Genomic DNA, 13,304 nt, shown 5'->3' with positions numbered 1-13,304 from the left:
GTCCAGAAATCGGAGTGCGGTTGGAACCAACCAGCACCGACCGAATCGTATTCCGCCGCGAGCGGTCCGTGTGATCTAGCGGTGCGCGTCACGCCACGCGATGGCGTCCTTCACTTCGGTCAGGTCGTACTCGGGACCGCCCGTTCCGACGGTGAACAGCGTGGCACCGGCGTCGACGAAATCCTGAGCCTTGTCCGCCCCCGGCCAGGACACCGACCGAGCGATGGACGTGACGTCGCGGCCGACGGTCTGCCCGTGCCCCGCGAGGATGCCGGACTTGCGCTTCAGCTCGTCCAGATCGGCGAAGCTGTGCCAGATGTTCGCGTACTCCGCGACCAGCTTCAGCGTCTTCTTCTCGCCCCCACCACCGATGAGGAGGGGGATCTCACGCGTCGGTGCCGGGTTGCCGACATTCAAGCGGTTCACGATGCGAGGCAGGTATTCGGCCAGGAGCTTCAGGCGCGAGCCCGGGGTGCCGAAGTCGTAGCCGAAGTTGTCGTAGTCCTTCTGATTCCACCCGGCGCCGATTCCGAGGATCAGCCGGCCGCCGCTCATGTGGTCGACGGTGCGGGCCATGTCGGCGAGCAGGTCGGGGTTGCGATAGCCACCGCCGGTGACGAGGGCCCCGATCTCGACGTTCGACGTCTGCTCGGCCCACGCGCCGAGCATCGTCCAGCACTCGAAGTGAGCGCCGTCGAGGTCGCCGTACAGGGGATAGAAGTGATCCCAGTTGAACACGATGTCGACGCCCGCGTCCTCGGAGCGCAGAACCGCGTCGCGGATGAGGCCGTAGTCGGGAGCATGCTGGGGCTGAAGCTGAACACCGATCTTCACAGTCATTCCGCCATTGTGCGCCTGCACGGGCGGCGCAGCCGCCCTAGCGAATTTGCACACCCGCCTCGAGCATCGTCGCCCGTAGCAGAAAGCCTGCTTCCTGCCCGATGATCTCCTCGACGAGCGTCACGAAACGCTCGACGAATTCACCTCCGTGCGAGGGCAATTCGGTATCGGGCGGTTCGAAGTGGTGGGCCAGTTCGTGCAGCACGACGAGCTCCCGCAGTGCCCACGCCTCGTTCCGGCGATGCAGGGGAACCGCGATGGTCTGCGTGTCCCGTTCGTAGTGCGACGCGCCCGCTCCCGACCGTTCTCGCACATGTACGACGCCTCCCGCATCCGGCCAGCGCTCGCGGACCCAGTTCAGCTGCAGGACCGCGTCGACGTAGGCCTGCACCGACTCGATCGACGCGAACTTCCGCTCGATCGGCAGCGTGATGGTCGACCCGTGAATCTGCACGGTGCGCAGGTTGCGCTCGTCGGCGCGGTCGAACATCAGACGCACCATGGTCTCCGCGTCGTACACCTTGGAGCGCTGCGCATCCTTCGTCTTCACCGGCGCGAGCTTAATGTCCTAGGTGTGTGCCGCGTTGTACTCCAGCGCGACGCCGACCCAGAAACGCACGCCGTCGCCCTCCAACGCGTCGGCCGACACGATGATCCAACTGTCTCCCATGTCGCGGCCGCCCATCACGGCCCGCCGTACGCCTGGCCGTGCCGTCAGTTCGTCGTTGCAGGCGGGGTCGATCTTCACGAGCATCTCGCCATCTGCATGCGCGCCGACGGCGATCTTGCCGCGGACCATGAACTCGAGGCCGCCGAACATCTTCTTCTCCACCACCGGTGGTTCCCCCGCCAGCGCGTCACGAATGCGATCTGCCAACTCCGCGTCGTAGGCCATGGAACAGAGTGTGCGCCTGTTCGCCCGTCGGCGCTGGAAACTCGTAGCGCTCCGTGTGATCGCCCGACTGCACGACGACGGCCGCGAGCGTCGGCCGACCGGCGGGCAATATGCGCACCGTGATGGAACCCGATGTGGCGCAGCGTAAATGGTCGACGATGGCACCGCGGATCTCGTCGGCGACGTCGGTTTCGTAAAGTCCGAGGCCACCGTCGTCGAGCAGGTGAACGGTGACGCCCCGTTCCCGCGCCGCCCGCGCGGCCTCGGCTATGTCCGGCACGTCGAGTGCCTTCGCGCGGATGCTGTCGCGCAAGGTGGCTTCGACGAGCACGGCTTCTCGACGAGTTGCGTCGTCGAGAGTGCGATCGGCGATGCGGCCGAGAACAGGACGAACAAGGTGGTCGAGCCGTCGGAGCTGGCGTTCGAACTACTCGCGCATCAGCGCCCGAGCTGCCTGGTCGAGTGACCGATCTCGGTCTCACCGCCGAGCCGGGCCGCCCGGCCTGCTCGGTCGCCCGCCGAACGCGCGCCGCGGGAGTAGCCGGCGCCGGCGCTCTGACGCCTCCACGTGCCCCGTGCAGTCGACGTCGACGAGTAGTAGTCCTGTAGTTCGACTTCCTTGTTGCGCAGCGCGAGCGCGGTACCTGCGTCGGCCCGTTCCTCCGCGATGGCCGTGGCCTCGGCCTCCTTCTTCACCGCCTCCAAACGCTTCCCGATGCGTTCGGCGAACGCCGTCTGGAAGTTGAGACGGGCCGTCACCGCGGCGACCGGCACTGTCTCCCGACGCTTGTATCGTCGTCGCCCGACCGTCTCGACGACCGTCCGCACCGCGGTCTCGCTGCGGTAGGCACCCGATTTGATGTAGGCGTCCGACGCGCGAACCATCTGGATCAGCAGGCTCGAGTAGAGAGCCTCGCAGGTATCGATGTCGGAGTCGTAGCCATAGGCGAACACCTGCGTCGACGTCCTGGCCACGTCGCACTTGACGTCGTTGGCGAACGCGATGGACACGAAGAGATGCACGAACGTCTTCAGGCCGCGTTTGCCGGGCTCACCGATGGTGATGACGCGGTGCGACGGCGTCGCCTGCTTCTCACGGGACGCGCTGTGCGACCGCGCGACCGCGAGATCGATCGAAGCCGACGTCGCGAGCCGCTGCGCAGCCTCCATGAAAGCCTCGGCCTCGTGCGGGTTGTCGGTCGACTCCGCCTGCCGCAGCAGCCCGCCGATGCGGGTCAGCATCTTCTCGGAACTCACCCGCGTGACGGTACCCCGCGACACCGACAGCATTGTTGACCGATTCAGTGATGGCGTAATCACCCCTTTCGGGTGATTTGTGTGCCACAGTGCCTATCGACATGTGCGTGGGGGACGGCACATTCGGTGTTCCGTGTGACTTCTCCCGCGCACACCACGTTGTACGAATCAAGTGGAGAGACAAATGGCGTCTTCGATCACGAAGGTAGCGGTGGCGGCGACCGCTGCGGCCCTGCTGACGATCACCGCATGTTCAAGTGACAGCGGCTCGAGCGATTCTGCGTCGGAAAACACCGACGGTCGCGGCCCCATCACCTACGTCGAGGGCAAGGACACCACCGAGACCGGTGTCGTCCGCCAGATCATCGACGAGTGGAACGCGGCCAACCCCGACGAGCAGGTCACGTTCAAGGAACAGTCGAACGACGCCGACCAGGCCCACGACGACCTGGTCCAGCACCTGCAGGCAGAGCAGACCGACTACGACGTCATGGCACTCGACGTCATCTGGACCGCCGAGTTCGCAGCCAAGGGCTGGCTCGTTCCGCTCGAAGGCGAGTTCGCACTCGACAACGCCGGTGTTCTCCCGGCCACCGTCGAGAGCGCCACCTACAACGGCACGCAGTACGCAGCACCGAAGAACACCAACGGCGGCCTGCTGTTCTACCGCAGCGACCTCGTTCCCGCCGCGCCCACCACGTGGGACGAGCTCACCGCGAGCTGCACTGTCGCGGTGGAGAACAACATCGACTGCTACGCAGGACAGTTCGCGTCGTACGAGGGTCTGACGGTCAACGCGTCGGAGATCATCAACGCACACGGCGGATCCTTCGTCGGCGAGGACGGCACGACGCCGACCGTCGACAGCCCGGAGGCCAAGGCCGGTCTGCAGGCACTGGTGACGGCGTTCCAGAACAATGTCATCCCCGCTCAGGACACCACGTTCAAGGAGCCCGAGAGCCAGCAGGCGTTCGAGGACGGCAAGGCGCTCTACCTGCGCAACTGGCCGTACGTCTACGGCACCGCCGCCAAGGAAGGCTCGGCAGTCGCAGGCAAGTACGCGGTCGCACCGCTGCCCGGAGTCACCGGTGTCGGCACCTCGACGCTCGGCGGCTACAACGCCGCGATCAGCGCGTACTCGGAGCACAAGGCCACGGCTGCCGACTTCCTGCGCTTCCTGCAGGGCGAGCAGGCTCAACGCATCATCGCCGAAGGCGCACTGCCTCCCGTGCTCGGCTCGCTGTACGACGACCCGGCCCTGATCGCCGAGATGCCGTACCTCCCGGCTCTGAAGCAGTCGATCGAGAACGCTGTTCCTCGCCCGGTCACCCCGTTCTACCCGGCCGTCTCGAAGGCCGTGCAGGACAACGCTTTCGCCGCTATCAAGGGTGAGAAGACCGTGGACCAGGCCATCGCGGACATGCAGGCCGGTATCGAGTCGGCAAGCTCGAACTGACGTCCTCTTTCTTCAGCAGGAGAATTCATATGGCTGTGCCTACTGGTGAAACCAGTGGGGCTGCACCGACGACCGCGGCCGGGGGGGATTCCCCCGGCCGCGGTCGACATGCACGCACCGAGAAGAAGCGCCGGTTCGGACTGACCTCCGGCCGGGCCTGGTTGCTGATCGCGCCGACACTGGTGATTCTGGCGATCGTCATCGCCTACCCGGTCATTCGAGCCGTGATCATGTCCTTCCAGAAAGACCAGGGGCTCGATCCCGCGACGGGAATGTTCGTCAAGGGCGGCAGTGCTGGATTCTCCAACTACACGCACTGGATTCTGCAGCAGTGCACGTCGGCGTCGGGCACGCTCGTGCCCTGTCCCCCCGGCACTCTCGGTTCCCAGTTCTGGGGAGCCGTCGGCAACACCGCCTTCTTCACGGTGGTGACGGTGGCCATCGAGGTCGTCATCGGATTCGCGATGGCCGTCATCATGGGCAAGACGTTTGCCGGACGAGCTCTGCTGCGTGCGGCCATCCTGATTCCGTGGGCCATTCCGACGGCCGTCACCGCGAAGCTCTGGTACTTCATCTTCGCGTACGACGGAATCGCCAACAAGATTCTCGGAACCGACATCCTGTGGACCGGTGATGCGTGGCCAGCGCGGTTCGCGGTCATCATCGCCGACGTCTGGAAGACGACGCCGTTCATGGCGCTGTTGATTCTCGCTGGGCTGCAGATGATTCCAGCCGACGTCTACGAAGCTGCGCGCGTCGACGGTGCGTCGGCGTGGCAGCGGTTCACCCGGATCACGTTGCCACTCGTGAAACCCGCTCTGATGGTTGCCATTCTGTTCCGCACGATGGACGCGCTGCGCATGTACGACCTTCCGGCGATTCTCACCGAGGGCAATCCCGCGACGCGCACCATCTCGATCCTCGTCGTCGAACAGATCCGCCAAGGATTCAACAGCGCCGCGGCACTGTCGACCATCTCGTTCATCATGATCTTCATCGTCGCGTTCGTCCTGGTGAAATTCCTGGGCGCCAATGCGGTTGCGACGCAGGAGAAGCAGCGTAAAGGTGAGATCCGATGAAGACAGCACGCATCTACCTCGGTGTCGTGATCATCCTCGTCTGGGGTCTCGCGCCGTTCTACTGGATGGTCGTCACCGCGCTGCGCGATCCGCGCTACACGTTCGACACGACGCCCTGGCCGACGCACGTGACGATGGAGAACTTCTCCAACGCACTGTCGACGAGCAACGGCAACAACTTCCTGCGCGCCGTCGTCAACAGCCTGATCATCGGTGGTGTGACGACGCTCGTCGGTCTCGTCATCGGCATCTTCGCCGCATATGCTTTGTCCCGCATCGACTTCCGCTTCAAGTACATCGTCGTCGGCATCGTGCTGGGTGCGTCGATGTTCCCGGTCGTCGCCCTCGTGACGCCGTTGTTCCAGTTCTTCACCGATATCGGGTGGATCGGGAGCTACCAGGCGATGATCATCCCGAACATCTCGTTCGTGCTGCCGCTGACCATTTACACGCTGACGGCGTTCTTCGCCGAATTGCCGTGGGAGCTCGAAGAAGCCGCGCGCATCGACGGTGCAGGACGCTTCCAGGCCTTCCGTCTGGTGATGTTGCCCATGGCCGCACCCGCGCTGTTCACCACCGCGATCCTGGCCTTCATCGCCGCGGTCAACGAGTACCTACTGGCGAGCCAGCTGTCGAGCGACAAGACCGAACCCGTCACCGTCGCGATCGCGCGGTTCTCGGGCAACGACCCACACGTCGTGCCGTACGCGGCGATCATGGCCGCAGGAACCATCGTCGCCATTCCGTTGGTCGTCATGGTGTTGATCTTCCAGCGCCGCATCATCTCCGGTCTGACCGCGGGCGGCGTCAAGTCGTGAGTGCTCAGGACCACCTGCAGCTCGTGGCGGGCATCCTCGGGTTCTTCGCGCTGATGGCGTTCGTCGCTGCGGTCGCGGGCATCGTGCGCGGTGAGCCGAGCATGATGGCGTCGGCGGTGCTGGTGGGCCTCCTGGCTGCACTCTGGTTCGTCGTGCGGCGGATCAGGGCCTGAGCTAGCTGCCCTGATCGGATGTCAGGGCTGGACCAGACGTCGTGCAGCGTCCAACAATTCGTGCCGATGTTCGGTGACCGTCGACGGCCCGTGCTCGACGACGTGGTGCAGCACGCCGTCCGACAAAATGCGAAGCCAGAGTGCACTACTCGCAGCCGTCCGGTCGACGCGCATGGTCTTCTGACGTTGCCCTTCGGAGACGATCCGAACAAGAGTGTCGTGAACGAGATCTGTCTCGGCGTTCAACGCACTGGTCACGTCGTGGTGGTCGGGGACGGTGGCGAGAGCCGCCACGAACCCGGGAAGGTCGCTGTCCGACGCGTCGGCAATCACGTACTCCGTCCACAATGCCAGCGCACCGTCGGCGTCGCGCGTCGCGTGCCGAGCGATGTCGTTCAACAGCTGTCGAATGCGCTCGAGGTCCCGCTGAAGTATGGCAACGAGAACAGAAATCTTGGTCGGAAAGTGGTGGAAGAACGTACCCGAGGACACGCCTGCAGCCGAGCAGATCTGCGCTGTGCTCGTCCGTTCGTATCCATCCTGGGCGATACAGCGATAGGCGGCGGCCACGATGTCGTCTCGTCGATCGGTTGAGCGCGCTCGTGGGGTCACCGATCGTATCCTCCGAATCATGATCACTAGAGTGTTCGCTCTAGAGTATGTACTCTATCGTCCATGGTAGCGGAGGAATCGTCTGCGCTGGACATGTCGCGGAAAAGACTGCTGCTCAGCCTGGTCCTCGGGGCGACCGTGATCGTCGGCATCTACGGTCGTCCGCCGGACATCGAGATAGCAGGGCTGGATCTGCGATTCGGATTGAGCGGACCGTCGGCGGGCGATCCATGGAAGTGGTTCGGCGCTGCGCTGCTGCTGGTCGTCGTCGTCGCTGTCGAACGCCGTGGTCTCGGATCGCTGCTCATTCGTAGGCCGACCTCACGCGACATCGAATGGGTCTTGTACGCGTTCGGCGCAGTCATGTCGTGGGCCTGGCTGGTAGGCCTGATTGCGCCACAGCGAAACAACGACGGCATCGAGACCGTCATCGCCCTCGGAGTGGTCGGCGTTCTGGCATTGATCGTCACCGCCGCCGTCACCGAGGAGATCGTCTACCGAGGATTTCTCGCCGAACGGCTCGGGGAGCTGTTCGGGGGTGGACAGGCCGCACGGTGGTTGGGGGCAGCCACGAGCCTGGCAATCTTCGTTCTACCGCACCTGGTGTTCTTCGGACCGTCATGGCTGCTGCATCAACTTCCCGGCGCCGCCGCCATCGCCGCCATCGCCCTGGTGCGTCGCAATCTGCCGGCCGCAATGCTTCTGCACCTGCTGATCAACCTGCCCATGCTCATACCGACCGTCATGGGTGGATGACCCGTTCGCGACGGCTACTCCCCCTTCAACCGGGCAAGGGTGACGAAGATGGGCTCGTCGGCGTCGAGATCGACTTTCTTGCGCCGCAGGTACGCGTCGAGCACTCCCCACACGAGGTCGGTGACGTTGTCGACGAATTCGGCCGGCTGAGCGTCGGGTGCGTCGAGCCACAAGTCGGTCGCCGCGAGAAGAACCCCGACTGCGGCGCGGCAGGCGTAGTCGATGCCGTCGGTGTCCACGTCGACCGACTTCAAGATCGACGTCGCCACGCCTGTGAAACGATCGCTGATGTCGCGTCCGATGTCGAGCGGCGGTGCGGCGCCCGAACCCTCTGGTGCCGAACGTGATTGGGCGAGGAAGCGGAACACGTTGGGATGCCTGGCCACGACCTGTGCATAACCGGTGATCGCATGTCTCAGCGCCGACGACGGGGCGTCGAGAAGGAAGTTGAAGTCCGACACGGCGAGCTCGTAGACCTCGTCGGCCATCCGCTGTGCGACGGCGCTGTAGAGGTCGGCCTTGTCCGCGAACTGGCGGTACAGCCGTGGCTTCGTCGTGCCGGCCTCGCGGGCGATGTCGTTCATGCTCGGATTCGGGCCCTGGTCGTCGAGAACGCGAAAGGCAGCATCGACGAACTCTTCGCGGATGTGCGTCCTGCGGGCTTCCGGGTCTCGTGACGTCGGCATCGCACCATCCTAGGTGTTACCGCAGGTAGTCGTGGCGAAGCCTTGACACCGCCGTCGCCGATGGTGGATTGTCGAGTAAGCCGTACCGACGGTAACGTTTATCGTACCGTCGGTAACAACGACCTGGAGTACGCATGATCATCGAGAGAGAACGGCAGATCACGTCGGTGCGCGTCGACGGTGCCGAACTGGCCGTGTTCGTCAGCGGCAACCCCACCGGACCGACGCTCGTCCTCGTGCACGGCTGGCCGGACACGCATCATCTGTGGGACGGGGTCGCGTCGCGTCTCGCCGATCGATTCTGTCTCGTCTCGTACGACACGCGCGGCCACGGTCGGTCCACCGGAACGGGAACCGTCGCCGAGATGCGGCTCGAGCAGCTGGCCGACGACTTCATGGCCGTCGTCGACGCGGTGGCCGGGTCGACGCCGGTACATGTCCTCGCCCACGATTGGGGGTCGATCCAGGTGTGGGAGGCGATCTGCGAACCGGGTGCCGAGGTGCGCGTCGCCTCGTTCACGTCGATCTCCGGTCCGAGTCTCGATCACTTGGGCAAGTGGATGCGGCAGGCGGCGTCGACTCCGAAAGGTCTGTGGCAGCTGTTCACTCAGCTCGTATCGGGTGCGTACACGCTGTTCTTCATGGCGGGAGCATTGCCGCGCGCGGTCTTTCGTGTGTTCGGCCGTCGCTGGACGTGGGCACTCGGTCTACGCCTGTTCGAGCGGGTTCCGGGACGACACATTCATCTCGCGGATACCCTGCAGCAGGACATGATTCGCGGTCTTCGCATCTACCGCGCCAACATTCCGCGCAAGATCCTGCGTCCCGATGAGCGCTACACCCACGTTCCGGTTCAACTGCTCGTCCCGTCGCGCGACCCCGCTGTCCGGCCTGCGTCGTTCGCAGGAATCGACCGCTGGGTGGCCGACGTCAGCCGAACCGATGTGCGCGCCGGCCACTGGCTGCCGCTGAAGGACCCGGATCTGGTCGCCACCGCCACCGCCTCGTTCGTCGAAAGGAACTCGAAGTGAACGCCCATGAGCCCGGCGATATTTCGCTGCAGGCACGCAATGTCTCGTTCGACTGGTCGAGCACGCCGCTGCACTGGATGCCGTCGGAACCCGTCGCGTCGCACACGGTCAGTGCCCTGAATCTGCTTCTGCCCGAGGGTGAGCGATGGTTCTGCGCAACGTACACCGAGGCCCTGCCTCTGATCGCCGACGCGAAACTCCGCGAGGACGTGCTCGGATTCATCGGCCAGGAGGCGATGCACGCGGAGACCCACAACGTCGTGCTGTACGACTTTCTCGACGCGCACGGCGTCGACCCCAGGCCGTTCGCGGCGCACGCCGAATACCTGATGCGCAAGGTTCTCGGGCCCCGACCTGCGGCGACGCCCACAGCGCAGAAGCAGCAACTGGTCGAACGCATCGCCTTGATCGGTGCCATCGAGCATCTGACCGCATTCCTCGGTGACTATGCGTTGAACTCTCGCTGGGACGAATTGGGCGGCGACGCAACGATGATCGACCTCTACCGGTGGCACGGGGCCGAGGAGGTGGAGCACCGCAACGTCGCACACGACGTCGCGATGTACTTCGGGGTCGGGTACTTTCGGCGCAACGTCGCGATGGTCATCGCGTTCGTCGCCTTCATGGTGCTGTTGCTGCGCGGCACCCGTTACATCGTCACCCAGGACGCGAGTATGAAGAATCGCGGGTACGTGAGGCTGTGGCTCGGCTGGCTGGGCGCGACGCGCCGCGGCGCGCTGCCGTCGCTGATGCAGATGACGAAAGGCGTTGCGCGGTATCTGAAACCGTCGTACACACCGGAGAACGAAGGAAGCACGGCGCAAGCCGTCGCCTACCTCGCGAAGTCGCCCGCTGCTCGGGCGGCACACCGATGAACGTCGCGCTACCCGTTCCCGACGCCATCCCGGGCGACCTGTACGGACGTCGGGAGCGGGATCCGTTGCTCCGCGTGTTGGAACGATTGATGAACGCACACATGCAGTCTGTACGGCTCTGGCATCGAAAGGATGTCGTGGGCGAGCAGAACGATCGACGCATGTCCGTCGTCGTGGTCGGACGAACCGTCGAGGCGCACGACGAGAACGTCGTCGGTTTCGTGTTGGCAGGTGCAGGTGAGCTGCCGTCGTGGCGTGCGGGTGCGCACATCGACGTCGAACTGCCGTCCGGGCGACTGCGGCAGTACTCGCTGTGTGGCGACCCGGCGGACAGTACGACTTATCGAATTGCCGTGCGCCGCATACCCGACGGCGACGGCGGTTCGATCGAGATGCACGACGAGGTGAGCGTCGGCACGCGACTGACGATTCGAGGCCCGCGCAATGCGTTCGCGTTCGCGATACCCGGGCACGGCTCCGACGCCGACCATCTGCACTTCGTCGCGGGCGGCATCGGGATCACGCCGATCCTGCCGATGGCACGGCTGGCCCAGCGGCTCGGCGTCGACTTCTCGATGGTCTACACCGGTCGTAGCGAGGACTCGCTGCCGTTCCTCGACGACGTGCGCAGCTTCGGCGACCGTGTGTCGATCCGAACCGACGACGTGGACGGAATCCCCTCTGCGCAGACACTTCTCGAAGGTTCGACGCAGGCGTCCGCGATCTATGCGTGCGGTCCGATGCCGATGATCGACAGCCTGCACCGCGGTGTTCACCCGGAATCGGAGTTCCACTTCGAGCGCTTCTCGGCGCCGCCGATCGTGAACGGCGTACCGTTCACCGTGGTACTGAATCGCACCGGTGAGCGGATCACCGTGCCCGCCGACAAGTCGATGCTGGACGCGGTCAAGCCTTTTCGGCCCGACGTCGCCTATTCGTGCCGCCAGGGATTCTGCGGCACCTGTCGCGTGCCGGTCGAGGGCAGGCCCGACGGCATGCTGATCTGCACCGAGCGGACCGAGGGGGAAGAAGTGACACTGCACATGTGAGTGGGAATGTATAGCCCTCTATACATTCCCACTCACATGCGCCGAAGTCGCCTATGCGTCGATGATGAACGCCTCGAGCTGCTGACGCGCGACGTCGTCGGCGAGCTGCTTCGGCGGGCTCTTCATCAGGTACGCCGATGCCGGGATGACCGGTCCGCCGATGCCGCGGTCGAGGGCGATCTTCGCCGCACGCACCGCGTCGATGATGACGCCTGCGGAGTTGGGCGAGTCCCAGACCTCGAGCTTGTACTCGAGGTTCAGCGGCACGTCACCGAAGGCGCGGCCTTCGAGGCGCACGTACGCCCACTTGCGGTCGTCGAGCCAACCGACGTGGTCCGACGGTCCGATGTGGACGTCCTTGGTGTTGAACTCGCGCTGCAGGTTCGACGTGACGGCCTGAGTCTTGGAGATCTTCTTCGACTCGAGGCGGCTGCGCTCGAGCATGTTGAGGAAGTCCATGTTGCCACCGACGTTGAGCTGCATGGTCCGGTCGAGCTGAACTCCGCGGTCCTCGAACAGTTTTGCCATGACGCGGTGCGTGATGGTGGCACCGACCTGGCTCTTGATGTCGTCGCCGACGATGGGAACGCCTGCGTCGACGAACTTCTGGGCCCAGACGGGATCGCTGGCGATGAAGACGGGCAGTGCGTTGACGAACGCCACGCCTGCATCGATGGCGGCCTGCGCGTAGAACTTGTCGGCCTCCTCCGATCCGACGGGAAGGTAGGACACGAGCACGTCGACCTTCGCGTCGCGCAGTGCCTGTGCCACGTCGACGGCGTCGCCGTCGGCCTCGGTGATGGTCTCGCGGTAGTACTTGCCCAGTCCGTCGAGCGTCGGTCCGCGCAGAACCTGCACGTCCTTCGGCGCCACGTCGGCGATCTTGATGGTGTTGTTCTCGCTCGAGAAGATCGCGTCCGACAGGTCGAAGCCGACCTTCTTGGCGTCCACGTCGAACGCGGCGACGAACTCGACGTCGCGGACGTGGTACTTGCCGAACTTGACGTGCATGAGGCCGGGAACGGTGACGTTCTCGTCCGCGTCCTTGTAGTACTCCACACCCTGAACCAGGGAGGCGGCGCAGTTGCCCACACCCACAATTGCTACGCGAATGCTGTTCTCACCCATGGTCGGGCTCTCCTTCTTTCGAAACGCTCTTCGGGTTCGATGGGTTCGACGGTCCCGCCTGTTCGGCTGCGATCACCTCGTTGAGCCAGCGAACTTCACGTTCACTGGACTCCAGGCCGAGCTGGTGCAGCTGGCGGGTGTAGCGATCGAGCGTGCCGTTGGCTCGGGAGATGGCCTCCCGCAATCCTTCTCGACGCTCCTCGACCTGGCGACGCCTGCCTTCGAGAATGCGCATCCGTGCTTCTGCCGGCGTGCGACTGAAGAAGGCGAGGTGAACGCCGAAACCGTCGTCTGTGTAATTCTGCGGTCCCGTGTCCGCGACCAACTCGGCAAAACGCTTCTTGCCGAGTGGCGTCAGCTCGTAGACGCGTCGGGCACGACGCTTGACGAGCGCGTCGGGTCCAGCGTCTTCGGCGATGAGCCCGTCTGCTTGCAGACGACGCAGAGCCGGGTAGAGCGAGCCGTACGAAAACGCCCGAAAGGCTCCGAGGAGACCCGTCAGACGCTTACGCAGCTCGTATCCGTGCATCGGAGCTTCGAGGAGCAAACCGAGAATCGCAAGCTCGAGCATGCTCATCTCCTCCCCGACGCCGGTACCGCACAACCTGATGCGATTTCCGAGCATATACACAAAATGTATCGCGTCGAT

Annotated in this window: 17 protein-coding genes; 9 read left to right on the top strand and 8 right to left on the bottom strand. The window is 64.5% G+C overall.

Going from position 1 to position 13,304, the window contains the following annotated elements; genetic code table 11:
- Positions 1-75: 75 nt before the first annotated feature.
- From DK926_RS08400 to DK926_RS08390, 3 genes are read right to left on the bottom strand one after another with little or no spacing between them, the layout of a single operon-like run.
- Positions 76-840 carry an LLM class F420-dependent oxidoreductase gene (locus tag DK926_RS08400; RefSeq protein WP_114330115.1) on the bottom strand — a complete coding sequence of 255 codons (765 nt, stop codon included), beginning with the start codon at positions 838-840 and terminating at the stop codon, positions 76-78.
- 37 nt (positions 841-877) lie between these two features.
- Positions 878-1,390, bottom strand: a complete 513-nt coding sequence (locus tag DK926_RS08395) for a TIGR04338 family metallohydrolase (RefSeq protein ID WP_279387068.1) — start codon at positions 1,388-1,390, stop codon at positions 878-880.
- Positions 1,391-1,408: 18 nt separating this feature from the next.
- Complete coding sequence (locus tag DK926_RS08390; protein WP_068430646.1) at positions 1,409-1,735, bottom strand: TfoX/Sxy family protein; 327 nt, start codon at positions 1,733-1,735, stop codon at positions 1,409-1,411.
- Between the two features lie 148 nt (positions 1,736-1,883).
- Between DK926_RS08390 and DK926_RS08385 the strand changes: the two genes are divergently transcribed.
- Positions 1,884-2,201, top strand: a complete 318-nt coding sequence (locus DK926_RS08385) for a hypothetical protein (protein WP_114330034.1) — start codon at positions 1,884-1,886, stop codon at positions 2,199-2,201.
- On the opposite strand, the gene DK926_RS08380 is transcribed toward DK926_RS08385, so the two are convergent.
- Positions 2,174-2,992: a DUF2786 domain-containing protein gene (locus DK926_RS08380; protein WP_068430991.1), complete on the bottom strand. Its 819-nt coding sequence runs from the start codon at positions 2,990-2,992 to the stop codon at positions 2,174-2,176. The genes DK926_RS08385 and DK926_RS08380 overlap by 28 nt on opposite strands.
- Before the next feature lie 184 nt (positions 2,993-3,176).
- On the opposite strand from DK926_RS08380, the gene DK926_RS08375 reads away from it, so the two are divergent.
- The 4 genes from DK926_RS08375 to DK926_RS26630 are packed head-to-tail and all read left to right on the top strand — an operon-like array spanning position 3,177 to position 6,518.
- Entirely contained in the window at positions 3,177-4,448 is a 1,272-nt protein-coding gene (locus DK926_RS08375) for an ABC transporter substrate-binding protein (RefSeq protein ID WP_114330033.1), read from the top strand.
- 29 nt (positions 4,449-4,477) lie between these two features.
- Positions 4,478-5,527, top strand: coding sequence for a sugar ABC transporter permease (locus tag DK926_RS08370; protein ID WP_207890775.1), 1,050 nt, complete (start codon positions 4,478-4,480; stop codon positions 5,525-5,527).
- On the top strand, positions 5,524-6,345 hold the full coding sequence (locus DK926_RS08365; RefSeq protein ID WP_068430655.1) for a carbohydrate ABC transporter permease: 822 nt from the start codon (positions 5,524-5,526) through the stop codon (positions 6,343-6,345). The genes DK926_RS08370 and DK926_RS08365 overlap by 4 nt, the downstream gene beginning before the upstream one ends.
- The gene (locus tag DK926_RS26630; protein ID WP_165839539.1) at positions 6,342-6,518 is read left to right on the top strand and encodes a hypothetical protein; all 177 of its coding nucleotides are present in this window, start codon (positions 6,342-6,344) and stop codon (positions 6,516-6,518) included. The genes DK926_RS08365 and DK926_RS26630 overlap by 4 nt, the downstream gene beginning before the upstream one ends.
- A 21-nt stretch (positions 6,519-6,539) precedes the next feature.
- Here the strand turns inward: DK926_RS26630 and DK926_RS08360 are convergent, their stop codons facing one another.
- Positions 6,540-7,130: a TetR/AcrR family transcriptional regulator gene (locus DK926_RS08360; protein ID WP_243636714.1), complete on the bottom strand. Its 591-nt coding sequence runs from the start codon at positions 7,128-7,130 to the stop codon at positions 6,540-6,542.
- Between the two features lie 63 nt (positions 7,131-7,193).
- On the opposite strand from DK926_RS08360, the gene DK926_RS08355 reads away from it, so the two are divergent.
- Positions 7,194-7,886: a CPBP family intramembrane glutamic endopeptidase gene (locus tag DK926_RS08355; RefSeq protein WP_114330032.1), complete on the top strand. Its 693-nt coding sequence runs from the start codon at positions 7,194-7,196 to the stop codon at positions 7,884-7,886.
- A gap of 14 nt (positions 7,887-7,900) precedes the next feature.
- On the opposite strand, the gene DK926_RS08350 is transcribed toward DK926_RS08355, so the two are convergent.
- The gene (locus tag DK926_RS08350; RefSeq protein ID WP_114330031.1) at positions 7,901-8,572 is read right to left on the bottom strand and encodes a TetR/AcrR family transcriptional regulator; all 672 of its coding nucleotides are present in this window, start codon (positions 8,570-8,572) and stop codon (positions 7,901-7,903) included.
- 134 nt (positions 8,573-8,706) lie between these two features.
- Between DK926_RS08350 and DK926_RS08345 the strand changes: the two genes are divergently transcribed.
- Genes DK926_RS08345 through DK926_RS08335 form a run of 3 tightly spaced genes read left to right on the top strand, consistent with a single transcriptional unit; the run spans position 8,707 to position 11,527 of the window.
- On the top strand, positions 8,707-9,603 hold the full coding sequence (locus tag DK926_RS08345; RefSeq protein ID WP_114330030.1) for an alpha/beta fold hydrolase: 897 nt from the start codon (positions 8,707-8,709) through the stop codon (positions 9,601-9,603).
- Positions 9,600-10,478: a metal-dependent hydrolase gene (locus DK926_RS08340; RefSeq protein WP_114330029.1), complete on the top strand. Its 879-nt coding sequence runs from the start codon at positions 9,600-9,602 to the stop codon at positions 10,476-10,478. Before DK926_RS08345 ends, DK926_RS08340 begins: the two co-directional genes overlap by 4 nt.
- Positions 10,475-11,527 (top strand): PDR/VanB family oxidoreductase, encoded by a 1,053-nt coding sequence (locus DK926_RS08335; protein WP_114330028.1) that lies wholly within the window; start codon positions 10,475-10,477, stop codon positions 11,525-11,527. The genes DK926_RS08340 and DK926_RS08335 overlap by 4 nt, the downstream gene beginning before the upstream one ends.
- Positions 11,528-11,578: 51 nt before the next feature.
- On the opposite strand, the gene DK926_RS08330 is transcribed toward DK926_RS08335, so the two are convergent.
- Entirely contained in the window at positions 11,579-12,655 is a 1,077-nt protein-coding gene (locus DK926_RS08330; RefSeq protein WP_068430677.1) for an inositol-3-phosphate synthase, read from the bottom strand.
- A complete protein-coding gene (locus DK926_RS08325; protein ID WP_114330111.1) occupies positions 12,648-13,226 on the bottom strand; it encodes a PadR family transcriptional regulator in 579 nt (192 codons plus the stop codon). The genes DK926_RS08330 and DK926_RS08325 overlap by 8 nt, the downstream gene beginning before the upstream one ends.
- Positions 13,227-13,304: the final 78 nt, after the last annotated feature.

It is taken from the genome of Rhodococcus sp. Eu-32 (genome assembly GCF_003336925.1).
GTDB lineage: Bacteria > Actinomycetota > Actinomycetes > Mycobacteriales > Mycobacteriaceae > Rhodococcoides > Rhodococcoides kyotonensis_B.
Note: the sequence above shows the minus strand (reverse complement) of the source record. Positions and strands in the feature narration are given on the sequence as shown.